This window comes from Pseudomonas sp. JR33AA (assembly GCF_021378985.1).
Taxonomy (GTDB): domain Bacteria; phylum Pseudomonadota; class Gammaproteobacteria; order Pseudomonadales; family Pseudomonadaceae; genus Aquipseudomonas; species Aquipseudomonas alloputida.
On record NZ_JAJSAW010000025.1, the window covers coordinates 23,386 to 44,466 of the forward strand.

A 21,081-nucleotide genomic window follows, 5' to 3' on the forward strand; every position below is an offset into this window, starting at 1 on the left:
CAGCCCCCCCCTCAAGACATGCCTCTTGCAGCCCAGCCCCCTCAACCACTGCGCCCAATCGGGTAAAACTGACCCTGGCTCCATACGCCCAACCATTCCTCACCGTCGATCACATGCGGCACCGCCAGCTCCACCAGTTGGTAAAACACATTGCGATGTATCAGCGCCTCCAGGTTGCTGCGCATCAGCACATACGGTGATGGCTCCTGCGTCACCGGGTCGATCACTACCCGCAGGGGGTTATCCGGCCCTGCCTCGACCTGGTCCTCGACATTGCTGGTAAAGCGCAGCACCTGCTGTTCGCCTTCGCCCTGCACCTCCAGCAACACGGCCACGAATGGCGCATCATCGACACGAATGCCGACCTTCTCTACCGGGGTAATCAGGAAATAGTCATCGCCATCGCGGCGAATGATGGTAGAGAACAGCCGCACCATCGGCTTGCGCCCGATCGGCGTGCCCAGGTAGTACCAGGTGCCATCGCGGGCGATGCGCATGTCGATGTCACCACAGAAATCCGGGTTCCACAGGTGCACCGGCGGCAGCCCCTTGGCCTTGGGGATCTGCGCCAGAAGGTCATTGGCCTTGCCGGAGTCGCTCATCACGCTTGCCTCATTCACTCATGCCCAGGAGGCTACGAGCGTACTCGCGCATCGGCGCACCAAGCAAATCCTCCGGGGTGTTGTCGTGGAACGTCAACAAACCGCCACGGCTCTTGATGCGTGCGGTGTCGATCAGGTAGCGGGTACTGGTTTCGATCAGCATCATCTGCACCACGCCAGAGTCCCAGCCCAAACGGTCGACGGCCTGCTCGTCATACCATTCGTCACCATTGCCGATGCGATCGTCGGTACGTGCAAAGCGCGTGTACAACACGTAGTCCGCACCCACCGAGCGCGCCTGGGCAATGGCCTCTTCGAGGCCCAGCGGGCCCTGGGCACGACGTACCAACGGGAAGTATTCGACGAAACTCTTGTAGGCCTGCTCGGCCACTGCGTTCTGCCGAGGCACCGGCCCCTTGCCGGGCGGTACGAAGGTACCCTGGCCAATGAAGATGAACGAATCAGGCTGCAGGCGGATCGACAAGGTGCGACGGGTTTCGCTGTGGTCCAGCAGACCGGCATCGCTCATGTGATAGCGGACGCCTTCGCCCATATCGCTGACATTCATGCAGCCGCCCAGCGCCATCAGCGCCAGCAGCAAGACCAGGCTACGCATCTTTCCTCCAGTGGCCGGCGACGAAAAACCGGCGAATAGCCGGCGGATGCAGCTTTTGCGCCAGCTTCAGCCACCGATCACTTTCATGACTGTCACGCCACCGGAAAAGGCCACATCCTGCTTGTCAGCCAAAGCCTTGACCAACAACCGTTGCAAGGCCGGCAGCGCCTGATGACGCGGCTTTTCCAGCAGGTCGCCGACGAAGTGCCGGTTACCTGACGACAGGCAGCCATGCAGCCAGCCGGTAGAAGACAGGCGCAGCCGTGAGCAGGTACGGCAAAACGGCACGCTTTCGTTGGCAATGACGCCGAAGTGGCCCCTGCCAGGGATGTGGTAACGCATGGCTGTGGCATCCAGCGGCGCATTCACCTGGACGTAGGTATGCTGGCCGCCGATCAGCGCAAGCAGCTGGTCGAGGCTTACAAACTGTTGGAGGAAGGCATTGCGATCGTGAGAGAGGTGGCCCATGCGCATCAGTTCGATGAAGCGCAGCTCGAAGCCGCGCGCGAGGCAGTAATCCAGCAGCGGCAGCACCTGATCCAGGTTTTTCCCGCGCATCGGCACCATGTTGACCTTGATTCGCATACCCAGGGTGCTGGCCTGCGCCAATGCGTCCAGCACGGTGCCCAGGTCGCCGCCACGGGCAATCTGGCGGAAAGCCAGCGGGTCGAGGGTGTCGAGGGATACGTTCAGCCGACGAATCCCAGCCGCCTGCAGTTGCGGCAACTTGCGCGCCAGCAACTGGCCGTTGGTGGTCAGCGAAACGTCGTCAAGGTGGAGTTTGGCCACGGCAGCCAGAAAGGCATCCAGGCGCGGGCTAACCAGTGGCTCACCACCCGTAATCCGCAGGCGCTCGATGCCGGCGGCTTCGATCAGATAGGCCACACCACGCGCCAGGGCATCCGCCGACAGCTCGTCCTGCGCCGCCACCAGCCGCTTGCCGTCGGGTACGCAGTAGGTACAGGCGTAGTTGCAGGCAGCCGTCAGGCTGACGCGCAGGTTGCGAAAGCGCCTGCCTTGACGATCGACAATCATGAATGACTCCGGCATGGATGAAGGGGCTGGCAAAACCTGACTCATAAATCAGGTTTTTGCAAGCCCCCCAATGAGCAATGCCGAATTTCCAAACGATAGCCAAACGCTTCGGGCTGCACTGCCGTGCAGAGGACGCACAACCCAGTTTCGCTAAATGCTCAGCTTGAGGGTTCCGGGTCGCGCTTGCGCTTGTTGCCCATACGCACCCCAATGTCCATCAGGAACTGGAAGAAGCCTTCCTGGTCCTCCAGCACGTTGCTCCAGAACGGCGAGTGGTACAGCGCCACAGCGCCGTGCACCAAAGCCCAGGCAGCGCAGTAGTGGAAATACGGCGGCACGTCTTCGAGCTTGCCTTCGCTGATACGGCCCTTGATCAGCTGGGTCAGGCGGTCGAAGTTGGAGGCACGAATGCTGTGCAGTTGCTCGACCATTTCCGGCACCTGATTGCCCTTGACCACCTTTTCTTCAAGGCGGTCGAACAGCCGGTAGCGTTGCGGATCGCGCATGCGGAACTCGAAGTAGGCGCGCGACAGCGCTTCCTTGTCACGGTCGATATCGGCCGAGTGCAACAGCTCATTCAGGTCACGCTCGTAATCGAGCATCAGACGAAGGTAGATCTCCGCCTTGGACTTGAAGTGCTTGTAGATCGTGCCTTTGCCGATGCCCACGGCGTCGGCGATCATCTCGACGGTGACGCTGTCTTCACCTTGCTCGAGAAACAGCTTGAGCGCGGTATCGAGGATTTCCTGTTCGCGACGGCGAAACTCACGGACCTTACGAGGTTCTTTCTGCATGGGAAGGACTGGATGACAATCGAAGCGGTTTATTATGCCTAACTTGCGGGAAATTGCACGGATCATCCACGCATGTCTGTGTTTCACGATGCATACAGCCATGCGCTGCGGGAGGAATGAAACGTTGGCGTATTCCAAATCTGTTTAAAAAACGTCCAATATGCACTGGCACTGCGCCAAAGCTGACCAATACTTGAAGTGTTGGCGCGGCGCATCCCCCCCAGTGGCGCGCCGATAAAGGTGCTCAGGGACCGCGTACCTTTGTTTTACTCCTAATGGTCTTAACCCGGATTCCTCCCCCAGAACCCGGGTTTTTTTTGTGTTTTTGTGGGGAGGATGGTGTGACGGCTGTCAGGTTTGTGGCAGGCACCCTGTGCCCCTCACCCAATCTTTAAACCCCGGTGAATCAATCCACCCGCGCCAACGGAAACAGCCGCTTGAAGTTGGCGGTAGTCTGCTCGGCCAGTTGCTCATAACTGGCCCCACGCAGCGAAGCCACATACTCCGCCACGTCCCGTACGTACTGCGGCAGGTTCGGCTTGCCGCGATGGGGAATCGGCGCCAGGTACGGCGAATCGGTCTCTACCAGCAGGCGGTCGACCGGCACCTGCCGCGCCACTTCCCGCAAGGCATCGGCATTGCGGAAGGTAACGATGCCCGACAGCGAAATGTAATAGCCCAGGTCCAGCGCCGCCTTGGCCATGTCCCAGTCTTCGGTAAAGCAGTGCAGCACGCCAGCCTGCGGCAGGCTGGCCTCACGCAGCAGCGCCAGGGTATCGGCGCGCGCCGCCCGGGTATGCACGATGACCGGCTTGCCGGTCTGCCTCGAGGCCTCCAGGTGCAGACGGAACGAGGCCTGTTGAAGCTCGGCAGCCTCCGGCTCGTAGTGGTAATCCAGCCCGGTTTCACCAATCGCCACCACATGCGGGTGAGCCAGTTCGCGCAACAGCCATTCCAACGCCGGGGTTTCGCCTGGGGCCAGGTCCAGCGGGTGAACGCCCACCGAGCAGTCAACGTCAGCGTACTGCTCGCTCAGCGCCTTCACGGCACCCGCATTCTCGGCACTGACGCCAATGCACAAGAAATGCCCCACCCCACGCTCACGCGCCGCCTGCAGGGCAGCATCGAGGGAGCCCTGGTGGGCACTGAGATCAAGACGGTCGAGGTGGCAATGGGAATCTACGAGCATGGGATTACGGCACACATGAAAAATGGGAAATCAGCGGGCACCTGGCAGTTGCAGCCAGTGAGCCAGCAGCGATTCAAGCAGCAAGGCACGGTTGAGGTTGGCCTTGCCCAGCACCTTCTGGCGCTGCTCGAGGATCCAGGCTTGCACTTCCAGCACCTTGGCCTGGCGGCTTTTCTGCGCCAGGTATTGCACGACCTTGCGCATATCGGCCAAGCCTAACCCTTCCTCGTCCTGGGTCAACTGATAGCGCAGGATCAGGTGCGACCAATCGCAGAACCAGTCGAACAGCAACAACAACGGCACACCGCTCCAGGCATCGGCCAGCTGGCTGGGCGATTGCTGCTGCTTGAGCAGCTTCTTCACCCCATCGGCCACCAGCGCGCGTTGCTCACGCACGCCCTGCGCCTGCAGGCTGACCGCCATCAATGGCGAGCCTGCTGCCAGCGTCAGCAGCTCATCGCGCTCGACCTCGTCGCAGTCGGGCAACGCCCCAGCCAGCCATGCCTGGCTCTGGGCCAGGCTGGGCTGCGGACAGGCGACCTGCTGGCAGCGGCTCTTGATCGTCGGCAACAGACGGCTGGGCTGGTGCGTCACCAGCAACAACACGGTATCACCGGAAGGCTCTTCAAGGCTTTTGAGCAGAGCGTTAGAGGCGTTTACATTCATCGCCTCCACCGGCTCGATCAACACCACCTTGCGCCCGCCCAACTGCGCAGTCTGCACCACAAAGGCCACCAGTTCACGTACCTGGTCGACCTTGATCGGCTTGTCAGCCTCTTCCGGCTCGAGGACGAAGTTGTCCGGGTGGCTGCCGGCCTTGAGCAACAGGCACGACTTACACGCCCCACAAGCGTCCAGGCCCTGCGGCTGCTGGCACAACAGACGCGCCATCAGACGCTCGGCCATGGCCCGCTTGCCAATACCCTGCGGCCCATGCAGCAGATACGCGTGGGCATGCCGGCTGCGACCGGCCAGTTGCCGCCACAGCGCCTGCTGCCAAGGGTAAGCCTCAGCCACGGCAACGCTCCAGGATGCCTGGCAGCAGTGCGTCGATATCACGCTGCACCGCCTCCAGGGATTGCGCCGCATCAAGCAGGCTGTAGCGCCGTGGCGCGCCCTGGGCGCGCTGCAGGTACGCCTGGCGCACCGCTTCGAAGAAGGCCTGCCCTTCCTGCTCGAACCGGTCCAGGCGGCCACGGGCGGCGGCTCGCGCAAGGCCCACTTCTACCGGCAGGTCGAAGACCAGCGTCAGGTCCGGGCGCAGGTCGCCCTGGACGAACTGCTCCAGGACAGTGATACGCTCGACAGACAAACCACGTCCGCCTCCCTGATAGGCGTAGGTGGCATCCGTGAACCGATCACACAGCACCACAGCCCCGCGAGCCAGCGCCGGGCGGATAACCTGCGCCAGGTGTTGGGCGCGAGCGGCGAACACCAGCAGCAGCTCGGTGTCGGCCGCCATGCCTTCTTCGCTAGGCGCCAGCAACAGCTCACGCACCTTTTCCGCCAGCGGCGTACCGCCAGGCTCACGGGTCAGCACCACGTCCAGGCCGTGCTCGCGCAGGCGTGCGGCCAGGTAGTCGCGATTAGTGCTCTTGCCCGCGCCTTCGGGGCCTTCCAAAGTAATAAACAAGCCGCTCACAGGCAGTCCTTAATGTTGTTCGTCAGGCGTCGGCCGCTCGGCCGCTTGCGCACCGCCGGCAGGGGCATCCTGCGCGGGCGCTTCATCGGGGGCTGGCTGCTCAGCTGGCTCGTCCGCGGCAGGGGGCTCAGGCTGCTGCGCATCGTCGGCGCCCGACGCCTGTTCGGCATCATCGGCACCCGGCTTTGCCTCTTGCTGCGGCGCGGGGCTGGAGCGGTAGTCCGACCGGCGCTTTAACTGAAACTCGCGCACTGCCGAATTGTGGTCGTCGAGGTCGTCGGAAAACACATGGCTGCCATCGCCACGGGCGACGAAGTAAAGACTGGTGCCATTGGACGGGTTCAGCGCCGCGTGAATCGCCTCGCGGCCGACCATTGCGATCGGGGTCGGCGGCAGGCCAGTCATGGTGTAGGTGTTGTAGGGCGTAGGCTCGCGCAGGTCGGCGCGGGTGATCTTTCCGTTGTAGCGCTCACCCATGCCATAGATGACCGTCGGGTCGGTCTGCAGCATCATGCCCAGGCGCATACGCCGCACGAACACGCCGGCAATCTGCCCGCGTTCCTGCGGAATGCCGGTTTCCTTTTCGACCAGGGAGGCCATGATCAGCGCTTGATACGGGTCGCGATACGGCAGGTCTGTGGAACGCTCGGCCCACTCCTTGGCCAGCACTTCGTCCAGACGCATGTAGGCCTGCTGCAGCAACTCGACATCGCTCATACCGCGCACGAAGCGGTAAGTGTCGGGGAAGAAGCGGCCTTCGGGGAATACACCAGTGTGGCCGAGCTTGTCCATGACCTCGGCATCCGACAAGCCCTCGAGGGTATGCTTGATCTTTTCATGCTTGGCCACGGCCGCGCGCACCTGGCGGAAGGTCCAGCCTTCGACCAGGGTGAGGTTGTACTGCACCACGTCGGCACGGCGCCAGGCGTCGAACAACTGCTCGACAGTCATGCCGGGGGTAAGACGGTACTCGCCGGTGTGCAGGGGGGTGCCGGCCATGTTGAAGCGCCAGTACAAACGCAACCAGACAGCATCGTCGAGCAACCCTTCTCTTTGCATGCTGTAGAACATGCGGTTGGGATTGGTGCCATTGGGCACATCCAGCAGGCGTTCCTGCGTGACGTGCAAGGGCTGCTCCAGGACCGAGTTGACCTTCCAGGCCGACCAGCCAAGCACCAGGCCGGCAAGGATCAAGCCCATTTCCAGCAACAGCAGGAATTTACGTCTCACGAATTCAGGTTTCCAGTAACGTACGGGCAACGGCCTGCAGTTTACGAGTGAGCGGGCCCGGCGACCAGTTTAGCGCGGCTACGCCACACACGGGCCAAATGCCGTAAACGCTATTGCAAACAAATACTTCATCCGCTTGCTCAAGCGCCTCGAACGGCAGGTCGCAGACCTGTACCGCAATCCCCAGCAGCGGGGCCTGTTCCAGCAGTGCGGCACGCATCACGCCCGCCACGCCACAACGACCAAGGTCAGCGGTGAACAGCACGCCATCACGTACCAGAAACAGATTGCTGTATACCCCTTCGATCACCCTGCCCTGCGCGTCACGCATAAGGCCTTCGGCATGGTTACTGTCCTGCCATTCGGCACGGGCCAGCACCTGTTCCAGGCGGTTAAGGTGTTTGAGGCCGGCCAGCAGTGGTTGTTCCCCAAGCCGGGTCTGACAGGGGAACAGACGCACGCCATGCTCGGCATGCTCGGCAGGATAGCGGGGTAATGGGCTGCCTTGAAGGATGCGTCGCGGCGGGGCATCGACAACTGGCGCATAGCCACGTTGGCTATCGCCACGGGTAAGGATGAGTTTGACCACTCCCTCACCCAGCTGGCTGGCATAGTGCAGCAGCTCGTCGCGTACCAGCGCCAGATCGGTGCTGATCGCCAAGCGCTGACAGCCCAGTGCCAGGCGTGCGAGGTGGCCGTCCAGCAAGCTGGGCCGGGCACCTCGCACGGCGATGGTTTCGAACAGGCCATCGCCGTAGGCCAGGCCGCGGTTCTGCAGGTTGAGCGCAGTCGCCGGCTGGCCGTCGATCCAGCTGTGCATCAGTCGGCAAACCGGCGGAATACCAGCGAGCCGTTGGTGCCGCCAAAGCCGAACGAGTTGGACAGCACCACGTCGATTGGCATGCTGCGCGCCTGGTGGGGAACGAAGTCAAGGTCACACCCGTCGTCCGGCTCGTCCAGGTTGATGGTCGGCGGGGCCATCTGGCTATTGATTGCCAGCACGCTGAAGATCGCTTCCACCGCGCCCGCGGCGCCCAGCAAGTGGCCAGTCATCGACTTGGTCGAGCTGACCGCCAGCTTGTAGGCATGTTCGCCGAACACGCGCTTGATCGCCGCCACTTCGGCCACATCGCCCGCTGGGGTAGAAGTGCCGTGGGCGTTGATGTAGCTGACTTCTTCCGGCTGGATACCGGCATCGCGCAAGGCGTTGGCCATGCAGCGGGCAGCGCCTTCGCCAGAGTCGGGCGGCGAGGTCATGTGGTAGGCGTCGCCACTCATGCCAAAGCCAACCAGTTCGGCATAGATAGTCGCCCCGCGGGCCTTGGCGTGCTCCAGCTCCTCGAGCACCAGGGCTCCAGCACCGTCGGACAACACAAAGCCGTCACGGCCCTTGTCCCACGGGCGGCTGGCCCGGCTTGGTTCGTCGTTGCGGGTAGACAGTGCGCGCGAAGCGCCAAAGCCGCCCATCCCCAGACCACAAGCGGCCATTTCGGCGCCACCGGCGATCATCACGTCAGCTTCACCGTAGGCGATATTGCGCGCGGCCATGCCGATGCAATGGGTGCCGGTGGTGCACGCAGTGGCGATGGCATAGTTCGGTCCTTGCAGGCCCAGGTGGATCGACAGGAAACCGGAGATCATGTTGATGATCGAGCCTGGCACGAAGAACGGCGAAATGCGGCGCGGCCCTGAATCGTGCAGGGTACGGCTGGTTTCCTCGATGTTGGTCAGGCCACCGATACCCGAGCCCATGGCCACGCCAATACGCTCGCGGTTGGCATCGGTGACCTCCAGGCCGGCATTACGCACGGCCTGGAAACCAGCCGCCAGGCCGTACTGGATGAACAGGTCGAGCTTGCGGGCCTCTTTGGCCGACAGGTACTGCTCAACCTCGAAGCCTTTCACCGAGCCGCCAAAACGGGTGGAGTAGGCAGACAGGTCCGTGTGTTCGATCAGACCAATGCCACTGCGGCCAGCCAGAATGCCCTGCCAGGTGCTCGGTACATCGGTACCCAGTGGCGACAGCATACCCATACCGGTGACCACGACGCGTCTACGCGACACAGTACTCTCCTTTTCTAATAACAGAGTCTCTTGCCATTGCATTCAAGCGCTGGAATGAAATGGCAACAAGCTCTATTGGTGCGCGGTGAACGAAGCCGCCTGAAAAAGGCGAGGCGCTCGCAAAGAAAAAACCGCACGCCGGCGAAGGCAGTGCGGTTTTCCCCGACAAGAAACGTCGACTGTAGCGTCTTAGGCCTGGTGGGCCTGGACGTAGTCGATGGCAGCTTGAACGGTAGTGATCTTCTCGGCTTCTTCGTCAGGGATTTCGGTCTCGAATTCCTCTTCCAGAGCCATCACCAGTTCAACGGTGTCAAGCGAATCGGCACCCAGGTCATCGACGAAGGACTTGGAGTTAGTCACTTCTTCTTCCTTGACGCCCAGTTGCTCGGCGACGATTTTCTTGACGCGTTCTTCGATGGTGCTCATACCTAGTTTTCACTCCTAATGGATATATGTCAGGCAGCTGGCCGGTGGCTAATTTTATAGAAAGACGTTCGCTTTTCAAGCAAAACGCACCTTCAGGCTAGTCACCACACCCGCTGCCTGGAATCTGGTTGCAGCTTTATAACGGATTTTAGGCTCGCAGTATGACTCTTTTTTTACGAAACCCGTCACATTGAGTTGCAGTATTACATGTACATCCCGCCGTTGACCGGCACGGTAGCCCCGGTCACGTAGGCGGCGCCGTCGGACGCCAGGAACGAAACCACCTTGGCAATTTCGTCAGCCTGGCCCAGGCGGCCCAGCGGAATCTGGGTCTGCAGGGCTTCACGCTGAGCTTCCGGCAGCTCGCGGGTCATGTCGGTATCGATGAAGCCTGGGGTCACCGAGTTGACGGTGATGCCACGCGAACCCACTTCACGCGCCAGGGCGCGACTGAAACCTTCCAGACCGGCCTTGGCAGCCGCGTAGTTGGCCTGACCGGCGTTACCCATGGCACCGACGACCGAGCCGATGCTGATGATACGACCCCAGCGTGCCTTGGTCATGCCACGCAGCACGCCCTTGGACAGACGGTAGAGGCTGTTCAGGTTGGTGTCGATGACATCGAACCACTCGTCGTCTTTCATGCGCAGCATGAGGTTGTCGCGGGTGATACCGGCGTTGTTGACCAGGATGGCCGGCGCACCGAACTGCTCGCCAATGGCGGCCAGTACCGCTTCAACCGATTCGGCGCTGGTGACGTTCAGCTCCATGCCGGTACCGGTGATGCCGTGTTCTTTCAGGGTGGCAGCGATGCGCTCGGCGCCGGACGCCGAAGTGGCGGTACCGATCACGGTCGCGCCCTGGCGGCCCAGCTCCAGGGCGATGGCCTGGCCAATGCCACGGCTGGCGCCGGTAACCAGTGCAACTTTACCTTGCAGGCTCATGCAAGCTTCTCCAAATCAGGCCAGTGCCGCGCGGGTGGCGGCAACGGCTTCAGGGGTGTTGAGGTTGTAGGTGGTCACGCCGTCGGCGCAACGCTTGTTAAGGCCAGCCAGGACCTTGCCCGGGCCACACTCGACCAGGTTGACCGCACCGTTGGCGGCCAGGGTCTGCACACACTCGACCCAGCGTACCGGCTGGTACAGCTGTGCCAGCAGGTCGTGCTTGAGGACATCGAGGTCGGCAGCGACGGCGGCAGTGACGTTCTGCACCACCGGAATCTGCGGAGCCTTCCATTCGATGGCATTGACCGAATCGGCAAAGCGCTCGGCGGCTGGCTTCATCAGGGCGCAGTGCGACGGGACGCTGACCGCCAGTGGCAGGGCGCGCTTGGCACCTTTGGCCTTGCACAGCTCCATGGCGCGATCTACCGCCGCCTTGTTGCCGGCGATGACCACCTGACCAGGCGAGTTGAAGTTCACGGCACTGACAACTTCATCCTCAGCGGCTTCGGCGCAGATTTCCACGACCACAGCATCGTCCAGGCCGAGAATGGCAGCCATGGCGCCGTGGCCGGCCGGTACGGCTTCCTGCATCAGCTGACCGCGGCGCTCGACCAGGCGAACGGCATCTTTCAGGCTGATGCTGCCTGCGGCGACCAGGGCGCTGTATTCGCCCAGGCTGTGACCGGAAACGAAAGCAGGCTTGGCACCGCCCTCCTCCAGCCACAGGCGCCACAGTGCGATGGACGCAGTAAGGATCGCCGGCTGGGTCTTGTCGGTCTGGTTAAGTTGCTCTTCCGGGCCGTCCTGGACCAGCTTCCACAGGTCGTAGCCGAGCGCTTCGGACGCTTCCTTGAAGGTTTCGATGATCACTGGCTTCTCGGCGCCGAGCTCGGCGAGCATGCCCAGCGACTGGGAACCTTGACCGGGAAAGACGAATGCGAGGGATGCAGACATTGAACAAGCCCTTATGATCTTGTCGTCGGATAGTGTGCGCCAGGCCCGAGGCCAGGCGCGGAATCTGAAAACTTGGATGGAAACATAGACCAAGCGGTCACATTTAAGCACTTCATCGGCGAAATGCCTAAGGCAACAGGTCTTCAAGGCGGCCGTGCAGCCGCTGCGGCAGGTTTTCCTGAATTTCGATCAGCGCCCGCTGGATGGCACTCTGAAACCCCTGCACGCCCGCCGAGCCATGGCTCTTGATGACGATACCCTGCAACCCCAGGAAGCTCGCCCCATTGTGCCGCGCCGGCGCCAGGTCGGCTTGCAGACGCTTGAGCAGCGGCATGGCAACAGCCCCGGCAACGCGGGCAAAAGCACCGCCCTTGAACAGTTTTTCGATGCGCGCACCAATCATCGTCGCCAAGCCCTCGCTGGACTTGAGCAGTATGTTGCCGACAAAACCGTCGCACACCACCACGTCCGCCTCACCCCGGTACAGGCCATCCCCTTCGACGAAACCGATATAGTTGAGCCCGCGGGCGTTCTGCAACAGCGTGGCAGCCAGCTTGACCTGCTGGTTACCCTTGATGTCCTCGGTACCGATATTCAGCAGCGCCACGCGCGGCCGATGCACACCCAGCGCCTGAGCGGCCACCGAGCCCATTACAGCGAACTGGTAGAGGTTTTCGGCACTGCAGTCGACATTGGCGCCCAGATCGAGCAGTTGGCAGTAACCCGTCTGGGTCGGGATCGCCGCCACCATGGCCGGCCGGTCGATACCCGGCAGGGTCTTGAGCACGAAGCGCGACAACGCCATCAGTGCCCCGGTATTGCCGGCACTGACGCAGGCCTGGGCTTTTCCGTCGCGCACCAGTTCAAGGGCAATGCGCATCGACGAATCCGGCTTGCCGCGCAACGCCTGGGATGGCCGCTCGTCCATGCCGACCACCTCACTGGCGGCGACAATTTGCAGGCGCGCGCGATCCGCAGCTGGCAGGCCACTGACGAGATCTTCAAGGAGGGAGGGTTGACCGACGAGGGTCAGATGAAGCGAGGGGGTAGCCGAAAGGCAGGCAATGCTAGCCTGGACAATGCTGCGGGGACCGAAGTCCCCGCCCATTGCGTCGATCGCGATGACCTGAGCAGACAAGGATTACTCGTCAGCGCCCTTGTCGACCACTTTACGACCACGGTATACGCCTTCTGGCGAAACGTGGTGACGCAGGTGAACTTCACCGGTGGTTTTCTCTACCGACAGCGCGTTTTCCGACAGAGCGTCGTGCGAACGGCGCATGTCACGGGCAGAGCGGGATTTTTTGTTCTGCTGAACAGCCATAATTGATTAACTCCTAAACGTTTGGGTCACGCTTTAACTGCGCCAAAACACTGAACGGGTTGGACCGCGATAACTCGTCCTTGCTCGATTCGGGCTCGTCTGCGCCCGCCGGCTGCTGGCATTCTTCCGGATGATGAGCAGGCACGATTGGCAAGGCGAGCAGAAGCTCCTCCTCGGCCAATGCCTGCAGATCCAAAGGATCTTCGCCCAGTTCCAGCACGTCATAGCCTTTCGGCAACGACTGGGTATTCGCACCCTCCTTCACCACGGCGTATGTACATTCGCTGTGGATCGGCAGGGTGACCAGCTCAAGACAACGCTGGCAAACCATCTTGACTTCGACGTCCAGCTCGCTGTGGATTACCACCACGTGCTGTTCATCTCGTTCAAAATCGAACTTCGCCTGCACCGTACCGACATTGTCGGAAAGCGGGTCGCAGAGTCTTTCCAAATCAGCGAGCTGCAGCGAACCGTTAAGGGTTACGCCACGATCGGCTAATTTGCGCGGGTCAACGTGAGGTGGAATCGGGTCATTCAACATAGGCGCAGCATTCTAGGGATGCCCCCCGCCCCTGTCAAAGGAAATTAGGCGGCATCGTGCGTGATAGAATTGGTTCAACCGAACCCGGAGTCTACCATGCTTCCTTTGTTACTGGCTTCCAGCTCTGCCTATCGCCGCGAACTGCTCGCTCGCCTGCACCTGCCTTTCACCTGGGCAAGCCCCGATATAGACGAGCAGCGCCGCGAAGACGAGCCAGCCGTTGAACTGGTACGCCGCCTTGCCAGGCAAAAAGCCGAGGCCCTGGCGGGTAGCCATCCCGGGCACCTGATTATCGGGTCGGACCAGGTAGCCGTGCTGGGCGAACAGGTGCTGGGTAAGCCGCACACCTTCGAGCGGGCTTGCGAGCAACTGCTGGAGTGTAGCGGCCAGCAGGTGAGCTTTCTGACCGGGCTGGCACTGCTGAATAGCGCCACCGGGCAATGCCAGGTGGATTGCGTGCCGTTTACCGTCACGATGCGCGAATTGAGCCGCGAGCAAGTGGAGCGCTATGTCGCGGCGGAACAACCGCTGGATTGCGCTGGGAGTTTCAAGGCCGAGGGGCTGGGGGTGAGCCTGTTCCAGAGCACCCACGGGTGCGATGCGACCAGCCTGATCGGGCTGCCGCTGATTCGACTGGTGGACATGCTGACAAAGGAAGGGGTGGTGGTTCCGTAGTCCGACTTGAGGCTTTTGACGCCTGCGAGATCGAGCGCCGCCCGCGCGGCGCATCGCGATGCAAGCTCGCTCCTACATTTGTTTCGGGCCAATTATGCCTGTGGGTTTTGTGCGCGAACGCTTTGGCGCATGGCTCGATATCGCGCCTTACAAACAAGGCGGTCGCGTGCGCCTGACACAGGATGGATTGGCCCGAAACAAATGTAGGAGCGAGCTTGCTCGCGATGCGCCGCGCGGGCGGCGCTCGATCTCACAAACACCACCAAACGCGCGACAGGCACTCAACGCAACTGCGGCCCCTGGAACCCCATCCACATCGCCAGGTGCTCAGCCACGCTGGCACCCACGCGTTTGGAGAAGCGATCGAACGGCGACTCTTGAACAGTGAAGTCCACCAGCTCCTTCTCACCCACGATCTCACGCGCCACATAACTGGCACTGCCCAAGCCATCCACCAGCCCCAGCGCCTTGGCCTGCTCACCCGACCAGACAAGGCCACTGAACAACTCCGGGTGCTCCTTATCCTTCAGGCGCTCGCCCCGCCCCTGCTTGACCATGGCGATGAACTGCTGGTGCGTGGTATCCAGCACGCCCTGCCAGAACCGGGTCTCTTCTGGTTTTTCCGGCGAAAACGGATCAAGGAACGCCTTGTGCTCACCCGATGTATAAGCGCGCCGCTCGACCCCTAGCTTCTCCATGGCTCCAACAAAACCATAACCCGCCGCCGTCACCCCTATGGAACCCACCAGGCTGGCCTTGTCGGCATAGATCTCGTCCGCCGCACTGGCGATGTAATAGGCACCGGAAGCCCCAAGATCAGCGATCACTGCATACAGCTTGATGGCGGGATATTCGGCACGAAGGCGACGGATTTCGTCATACACGTAACCCGCCTGCACCGGGCTGCCACCCGGGCTGTTGATGCGCATCACCACAGCCTTGGTCTTGTCGTCCTTGAACGCCTCTCGCAGGCTCTTGACGATGTTATCGGCGCTGGCAGCCTCCTGATCGGCAATTACCCCGCGCACCTCAACCAGCGCGGTATGACTGACACTGCGCGAAGCGGCCTTGTCCATGTCCATCAGCGGCGAGAACAACGCCAGAATGCCGAACAGGTAGACGAAGGTCAGCAGCTTGAAGAAGATCCCCCAGCGCCGCGACCGTCGCTGCTCCTGCACGCTGGCCAGCAAGGTCTTTTCCAGCAACCTCCAACTGTTGCGCTCTTCGCGCTCCCCGGGCTCGGCCTCAGGGGCCTTCCATTCGTCTGCCATGCTTACCTACCTTGGAAGTGGAATTGCGGAACCATCCAGCCACTCGCGCAACTGGGAAAAGTGATCGATACATACCTGCGGGCCAAACTCGGCCAGCGCCTGCAGCGACATGGCACCATAGCCAACCGCCACCGAATGCATGCCGGCATTGCTGGCCATCTGCAGGTCGAATGCCGAATCTCCGACCATCAGCGCACGCGCCGGTTCGACACCACAATGCCCGAGGATTTCCTCAAGCATCAGCGGGTGTGGCTTGCCACGGGTCTCGTCAGCGGCACGGGTGATGTCGAAGAACCGCTCCCAGCCATTGGCCTTGAGCACGCGATCCAACCCGCGACGGGCCTTGCCGGTGGCCACCGCCAAGCGATACCCCTCGGCGCGAAAGGCATCCAGCGACTCGACCACGCCATCGAACAGTGGCGAAGGTTGCTGATCCAGTGCAACGTAGACATCGGCATAGTGCTGACGGAAGCTGGCAACCTCTGCAGGCACCAGGTGCGGGTACAGGGTATGGATCGCCTCGTCCAGGGCCAGGCCGATGATGCCCTTGACCGCATCGTCGCTGCTCTGCGCCTCGCCGGCACGCTCTGCGGCGACATTCATGGCCTCGACGATACGACCAATGGAATCGGCCAGGGTGCCGTCCCAGTCGAAGATCAGTAGCTCATAGCCTTTCTTCATGGGTCAGGACGCACTCAAACGTTCAACGGTTTTCGCCCAGACCTCATCCACAGGCGCCTCGAGCTTCAACTCGCCACCGTCCGGCAGCGGTACAGTCAACGCGTAGGCATGCAGGAACAGACGCTTGCCGCCCAACTCGCGAATTTCCCGGCTGAAGTCTTCGTCGCCGTATTTGCTGTCACCAGCGATCATGTGCCCGGCATGCAGGGTGTGCACGCGAATCTGATGAGTACGACCGGTGATCGGGCGCGCCTCGACAATGGTGGCAAAGTCGCCAAAGCGACGCAGCACGCGAAACAAGGTCAGCGCCTCCTTGCCTTCCTCGTTCACTTCGACCATGCGCTCGCCGGAACGCAGGTTGCTCTTGAGCAACGGCGCGTTGACCTGCTTTTTCGATGTTGGCCAGTGGCCGCGCACCAGCGCCATGTAGCGCTTGTCGACACCATCGCCGCGCAGCGCGGCATGCAGGTGGCGCAGCATGCTGCGCTTCTTGGCGATCATCAACAGGCCAGAAGTGTCGCGATCCAGGCGGTGTACCAGCTCCAGCTCCTTGGCGTCCGGGCGCAACTGGCGCAGCGCCTCGATCACCCCGAAGCTCAGGCCACTGCCGCCGTGCACGGCGATGCCGGCCGGCTTGTTCATCACGATAAGCGCTTTGTCCTCATAGACAATGGCGGCTTCCAGGCGCTGCAGCAGGCCTTGGGCCACCGGCGCCGGTTCGTCTCGTTCCGGCAAGCGCACGGGCGGGACCCGCACGATGTCCCCGGCCTGGATCTTGTACTCCGGCTTGACGCGGCCCTTGTTGACCCTCACCTCACCCTTGCGCAGGATGCGGTAGACCAGCGTCTTGGGCACGCCCTTGAGGGCCGTGATGAGGAAATTATCGATGCGTTGGCCGGCAAGCTCCGGCGCGACTTCGATCAGCTGAACGCCGGAAGTCGGAGGGGTATTGGTCGTCATTACGGGATCATAACAATTTTTTATGGAATTGAAGCACTTAATCATTGCTGCTATAGTCGCGAACGCCGCCAAAAGCGGCAGGCCAGCGGCACCAGGCTCTTTGCCGGTCCCTGACCTTCGCAATTCTCCAGGACGCGAGGCCGTCCTACGGGGTTTTCGCCAGTTTACCGAAATGCCTGGAATCGCCACCAGCGCCGTGTAGAGAAGACCGAAAAAAAACGACAAGTGCGGTGTTTCACCTGCTTACCCGATTCTTTTCGCCGCACCTCTGCCCGCGGGTCGCTTCCACGCAACGCCCGGCGAATGCTTCGGAAATACCTGCCTTGGACATGAATGGCGCCAGCGCAGAACCAGCGCTGGCGAAAAATGCAACCCGTTGCGGATTCAGCGCGCGGCAGCACCCGAATTATCAGGGATACGTGCAGGGTGGAGATGCACAGCCCTCGGACCGTGTAGCACCGCGTCCGGCCACCAGCCCACTGACGGCTGGTGAGCGGATAAGGTCCTGAACAGATGCCCTCCGGGCGTCCACGGCTGACGGTTGATTCCTCCTCCTGACTGAGTGCACAAGGCCCGCTTGGTTGATTCGGATACCTATTCGAAGCCACCGGGGCCTTGTTGGCACCGCAGCAAACAGGACGCGTCGTCGCGACAACGGCAGGCTGGGCAACCGGCTGGTGCCGAACGTCGCTCGACACGGGGGTGGCCCGGCCACCCTTTGCGCACCTTGGCACCGACCATGAGACGTCGTGTGTGCCGAACGCCGTTTCCGGCAGCCCGGAAACCGACGGTACAACATGAAAAGAATGCTGATTAACGCAACTCAACCCGAAGAGTTGCGTGTAGCCCTGGTGGACGGCCAACGTCTCTACGACCTGGACATCGAGTCCGGCGCGCGCGAGCAGAAAAAGGCCAACATCTACAAAGGCAAGATCACCCGCATCGAACCCAGCCTCGAAGCCGCCTTCGTCGACTTCGGCTCCGAACGTCACGGCTTCCTGCCGCTGAAAGAAATCTCCCGCGAGTACTTCAAGAAGGCCCCAGAAGGTCGGGTCAACATCAAGGAAGTGCTCAGCGAAGGCCAGGAAGTCATCGTTCAGGTCGAGAAGGAAGAGCGCGGCAACAAAGGCGCCGCCCTCACCACCTTCATCAGCCTGGCCGGCCGCTACCTGGTGCTGATGCCCAACAACCCGCGTGCCGGTGGCATCTCGCGCCGCATCGAAGGCGAAGAGCGCAACGAACTGCGCGAAGCCCTGAACGGCCTGACCGTCCCGGGTGACATGGGCCTGATCGTGCGCACTGCCGGCCTTGGCCGCAGCAGCGAAGAAATGCAGTGGGACCTGGACTACCTGCTGCAACTGTGGACCGCCATCAAGGAAGCGTCCCTGGACCGCGCCGCGCCATTCCTGATCTACCAGGAAAGCAACGTCATCATCCGCGCCATCCGCGACTACCTGCGCCAGGACATCGGCGAAGTGCTGATCGACAGCATCGACGCCCAGGAAGAAGCGCTGACCTTCATCCGCCAGGTAATGCCGCAGTACGCCAGCAAGGTCAAGCTGTACGAAGACAGCGTGCCGCTGTTCAACCGCTTCCAGATCGAAAGCCAGATCGAGACTGCCTTCCAGCGCGTGGTTGACCTGCCGTCCGGTGGCTCGATCGTGATCGACCCGACCGAAGCCCTGGTGTCCATCGACATCAACTCGGCGCGCGCCACCAAAGGCAGCGACATCGAAGAAACCGCCCTGCAGACCAACCTGGAAGCGGCCGAGGAAATCGCCCGCCAGCTGCGCCTGCGTGACATTGGCGGCCTGATCGTGATCGACTTCATCGACATGACTCCGGCGAAGAACCAGCGCGCTGTTGAAGAGCGCGTTCGTGAATGCCTGGAAGCCGACCGCGCCCGCGTGCAGGTAGGCCGCATCTCGCGCTTCGGCCTGCTGGAAATGTCCCGTCAGCGCCTGCGCCCATCGCTGGGCGAAAGCAGCGGCATCGTCTGCCCACGCTGCTCTGGCACCGGCATCATCCGTGACGTCGAATCGCTGTCGCTGGCCATCCTGCGCCTGATCGAAGAAGAAGCCCTGAAGGACCGCACCGCCGAAGTACGCGCTCAAGTGCCGATCCCGGTAGCCGCTTTCCTGCTGAACGAAAAGCGTAACTCGATCACCAAGATCGAGCTGCGTACCCGTGCGCGCATCATCATCCTGCCGAACGACCACCTGGAAACCCCGCACTTCGAAGTCCAGCGCCTGCGCGACGACAACCCCGAAGTGCTGAACAACCAGTCCAGCTACGAAATCGCCGCAGCCGAAGCTGAAGAAGCGCCGCAGCCGACCGCCACCCGCACCCTGGTACGCCAGGAAGCCGCAGTGAAGACAGCCCCGGCCCGCGCCAACGCACCGGTACCAGCTGCCGCTGAAGAGCCCCAGCCTGCAGCCCCGGTCGCCCCTGCCCCGAGCGCTCCGGAGCCAAGCCTGTTCAAGGGCCTGGTGAAGTCGCTGGTCAGCCTGTTCGCCGGCAAGGACGAGCCTGCCGCCGCGCCAGTGGTTCCCGCCGCAGAAAAACCGGCTGCCGAGCGCAGCCCGCGTAACGAAGAACGCCGCAACGGCCGCCAGCAAAGCCGCAACCGCAACGGCCGCCGCGACGAAGAACGCAAACCGCGTGAAGAGCGTGCCGAGCGCGCACCGCGTGAAGAGCGTGCACCGCGCGAGGAACGCGCCCCACGCGAAGAGCGTGCACCGCGTGAGGAACGTGCCCCACGCGAAGAGCGTGCATCGCGCGAGGAACGCGCCCCACGCGAAGAGCGTGCACCACGTGAAGAACGTGCTCCGCGCCAGCCACGCGAAGACCGCCGTAGCAACCGCAGCGAAGAGCGCGTTCGCGAACTGCGCGAACCGCTGGACGCTACCCCACCAGCCGAACGCGAAGAGCGCCAGCCGCGTGAAGAACGTGTAGCCCGTGAAGAGCGTGCTCCACGCGAAGAACGCGCACCGCGTGAAGAACGTGCTCCACGCGAAGAGCGCGCCTCTCGCGAAGAACGTACTCCACGTGAAGAGCGCGCCCCTCGCGAGGAACGAGCGCCACGTGAAGAGCGCGCCCCGCGCCCACCACGCGAAGAGCGCCAACCACGCGCTGCCGAAGAAGCAACCGAACAGGCTGCCGAACTTGCCGAAGAGCAACTGCCAGGCGAAGAGCTGCTGCAAGACGAGCAGGAAGGCACCGATGGCGAGCGCCCACGCCGCCGCTCCCGCGGCCAGCGTCGTCGCAGCAACCGTCGTGAGCGTCAGCGCAATGCCAATGGCGAGCTGATCGACGGCAGTGAAGAAGAAGGCAGCGAAGAGCAACCGCAACAGCACCAGGCTACCGAGCTGGGCGCTGAACTGGCTGCCGGTCTTGCCGTGACGGCTGCCGTCGCCAGCAGCAACATCAGCTCCGACGCAGAAGCCCAGGCCAACCAGCAGGCCGAGCGCGCCACCGCCGAAGTCGCTGCCGTTGCAGAAACCGACAACAGCGAAGCCGCCCAGCCGGTTGAGCAGGTCGAAGCGGTCGCCAAAGCTGAAGAAGCAACCGTGGCCCCGGTGGTCGAACAGCCGGTCGCCGAGCCAGTGGCCGCAGCCGAGGCAACTGCCGAACCTGTGATCGAGACTGCCCCGCAGCCCGTCGCTGAGGATGCACCTGCTGTTGAGCCAGCCGTGGTTGCAGAAACCGTAGCGGTTGAAACCCCGGTAGAAGCCCCAGCGGTAGAAGCCGGTGAAATCGAACAGGCCCCGGCCGTGGTCGAAGTCACTCCGGTTGCCGTACAGTCTGCTCCGGTTGTCGAAGCCCAGCCAGAAGTGGCGGCCGAGCCTGCACCTGCAGTGGTAGAACCTGCCACGGTAATGCTGGCCAACGGCCGCGCACCGAACGACCCACGTGAAGTGCGTCGCCGCAAGCGTGAGGCCGAGGCTGCTGCCAAAGCCGCACAGGAAGCTGCTGCAGCTTCCCAGGAACCAGCCCTGGAAGCCGCCGATGAGCAGAAACCTCATCACGGCTGATAGCCACAGCTGAACGAAAAAGCCCCGCCAGTGCGAACTGGCGGGGCTTTTTTTGGTTTGCCTGACTGGCCTCTTCGCGGGTAAACCCGCTCCTACAAT

At 62.3% G+C, this 21,081-nt stretch carries 21 protein-coding genes; 2 read left to right on the plus strand and 19 right to left on the minus strand.

All coding sequences use genetic code 11. The features are described 5' to 3' along the window. Window positions 1-41: 41 nt before the first annotated feature. From LVS58_RS23780 to LVS58_RS23855, 16 genes are all read right to left on the minus strand, one after another. Complete coding sequence (locus LVS58_RS23780; RefSeq protein WP_233693072.1) at window positions 42-602, minus strand: DUF1285 domain-containing protein; 561 nt, start codon at window positions 600-602, stop codon at window positions 42-44. Window positions 603-612: 10 nt separating this feature from the next. Continuing rightward, window positions 613-1,218 carry a DUF4823 domain-containing protein gene (locus tag LVS58_RS23785; RefSeq protein WP_233693073.1) on the minus strand — a complete coding sequence of 202 codons (606 nt, stop codon included), beginning with the start codon at window positions 1,216-1,218 and terminating at the stop codon, window positions 613-615. Between the two features lie 66 nt (window positions 1,219-1,284). Further along, window positions 1,285-2,253 (minus strand): GTP 3',8-cyclase MoaA, encoded by a 969-nt coding sequence (locus LVS58_RS23790; protein WP_233693074.1) that lies wholly within the window; start codon window positions 2,251-2,253, stop codon window positions 1,285-1,287. Window positions 2,254-2,411: 158 nt separating this feature from the next. Then, window positions 2,412-3,047, minus strand: a complete 636-nt coding sequence (locus LVS58_RS23795; RefSeq protein ID WP_233693075.1) for a TetR/AcrR family transcriptional regulator — start codon at window positions 3,045-3,047, stop codon at window positions 2,412-2,414. Window positions 3,048-3,453: 406 nt separating this feature from the next. Further along, the gene (locus tag LVS58_RS23800; protein WP_233693076.1) at window positions 3,454-4,236 is read right to left on the minus strand and encodes a TatD family hydrolase; all 783 of its coding nucleotides are present in this window, start codon (window positions 4,234-4,236) and stop codon (window positions 3,454-3,456) included. Between the two features lie 30 nt (window positions 4,237-4,266). Then, on the minus strand, window positions 4,267-5,253 hold the full coding sequence (locus LVS58_RS23805; protein WP_233693077.1) for a DNA polymerase III subunit delta': 987 nt from the start codon (window positions 5,251-5,253) through the stop codon (window positions 4,267-4,269). Next, window positions 5,246-5,878, minus strand: a complete 633-nt coding sequence (tmk, locus tag LVS58_RS23810; RefSeq protein WP_233693078.1) for a dTMP kinase — start codon at window positions 5,876-5,878, stop codon at window positions 5,246-5,248. Before tmk ends, LVS58_RS23805 begins: the two co-directional genes overlap by 8 nt. 9 nt (window positions 5,879-5,887) lie before the next feature. Next, entirely contained in the window at window positions 5,888-7,108 is a 1,221-nt protein-coding gene (mltG, locus tag LVS58_RS23815; RefSeq protein ID WP_233693079.1) for an endolytic transglycosylase MltG, read from the minus strand. Between the two features lie 4 nt (window positions 7,109-7,112). Next, a complete protein-coding gene (pabC, locus tag LVS58_RS23820; protein WP_233693080.1) occupies window positions 7,113-7,928 on the minus strand; it encodes an aminodeoxychorismate lyase in 816 nt (271 codons plus the stop codon). After that, entirely contained in the window at window positions 7,928-9,172 is a 1,245-nt protein-coding gene (fabF, locus tag LVS58_RS23825; protein WP_233693081.1) for a beta-ketoacyl-ACP synthase II, read from the minus strand. Before fabF ends, pabC begins: the two co-directional genes overlap by 1 nt. A gap of 189 nt (window positions 9,173-9,361) precedes the next feature. Next, complete coding sequence (gene acpP / locus LVS58_RS23830) at window positions 9,362-9,598, minus strand: acyl carrier protein (protein WP_233693082.1); 237 nt, start codon at window positions 9,596-9,598, stop codon at window positions 9,362-9,364. A 203-nt stretch (window positions 9,599-9,801) separates the two neighbouring features. Beyond that, entirely contained in the window at window positions 9,802-10,542 is a 741-nt protein-coding gene (fabG, locus tag LVS58_RS23835; RefSeq protein ID WP_003247160.1) for a 3-oxoacyl-ACP reductase FabG, read from the minus strand. Between the two features lie 15 nt (window positions 10,543-10,557). Further along, on the minus strand, window positions 10,558-11,496 hold the full coding sequence (gene fabD / locus LVS58_RS23840) for an ACP S-malonyltransferase (RefSeq protein ID WP_233693083.1): 939 nt from the start codon (window positions 11,494-11,496) through the stop codon (window positions 10,558-10,560). 127 nt (window positions 11,497-11,623) lie between these two features. After that, entirely contained in the window at window positions 11,624-12,634 is a 1,011-nt protein-coding gene (plsX, locus tag LVS58_RS23845) for a phosphate acyltransferase PlsX (protein ID WP_267954637.1), read from the minus strand. A 3-nt stretch (window positions 12,635-12,637) separates the two neighbouring features. Beyond that, a complete protein-coding gene (gene rpmF / locus LVS58_RS23850) occupies window positions 12,638-12,820 on the minus strand; it encodes a 50S ribosomal protein L32 (protein ID WP_003247154.1) in 183 nt (60 codons plus the stop codon). Window positions 12,821-12,833: 13 nt separating this feature from the next. Next, window positions 12,834-13,361 carry a YceD family protein gene (locus LVS58_RS23855; protein ID WP_233693084.1) on the minus strand — a complete coding sequence of 176 codons (528 nt, stop codon included), beginning with the start codon at window positions 13,359-13,361 and terminating at the stop codon, window positions 12,834-12,836. A 96-nt stretch (window positions 13,362-13,457) separates the two neighbouring features. Between LVS58_RS23855 and LVS58_RS23860 the strand changes: the two genes are divergently transcribed. Then, window positions 13,458-14,036 (plus strand): Maf family protein, encoded by a 579-nt coding sequence (locus LVS58_RS23860; protein ID WP_233693085.1) that lies wholly within the window; start codon window positions 13,458-13,460, stop codon window positions 14,034-14,036. 281 nt (window positions 14,037-14,317) lie between these two features. On the opposite strand, the gene LVS58_RS23865 is transcribed toward LVS58_RS23860, so the two are convergent. The 3 genes from LVS58_RS23865 to rluC are packed head-to-tail and all read right to left on the minus strand — an operon-like array spanning window position 14,318 to window position 16,948. Continuing rightward, window positions 14,318-15,307, minus strand: a complete 990-nt coding sequence (locus tag LVS58_RS23865; protein ID WP_233693086.1) for a S49 family peptidase — start codon at window positions 15,305-15,307, stop codon at window positions 14,318-14,320. Between the two features lie 6 nt (window positions 15,308-15,313). Next, complete coding sequence (locus LVS58_RS23870; protein ID WP_233693087.1) at window positions 15,314-15,988, minus strand: HAD family hydrolase; 675 nt, start codon at window positions 15,986-15,988, stop codon at window positions 15,314-15,316. A gap of 3 nt (window positions 15,989-15,991) precedes the next feature. Next, window positions 15,992-16,948 (minus strand): 23S rRNA pseudouridine(955/2504/2580) synthase RluC, encoded by a 957-nt coding sequence (rluC, locus tag LVS58_RS23875; protein WP_233693088.1) that lies wholly within the window; start codon window positions 16,946-16,948, stop codon window positions 15,992-15,994. Between the two features lie 797 nt (window positions 16,949-17,745). Here rluC and rne point away from each other — a divergent pair. Further along, entirely contained in the window at window positions 17,746-20,982 is a 3,237-nt protein-coding gene (rne, locus tag LVS58_RS23880; RefSeq protein WP_233693089.1) for a ribonuclease E, read from the plus strand. Window positions 20,983-21,081: the final 99 nt, after the last annotated feature.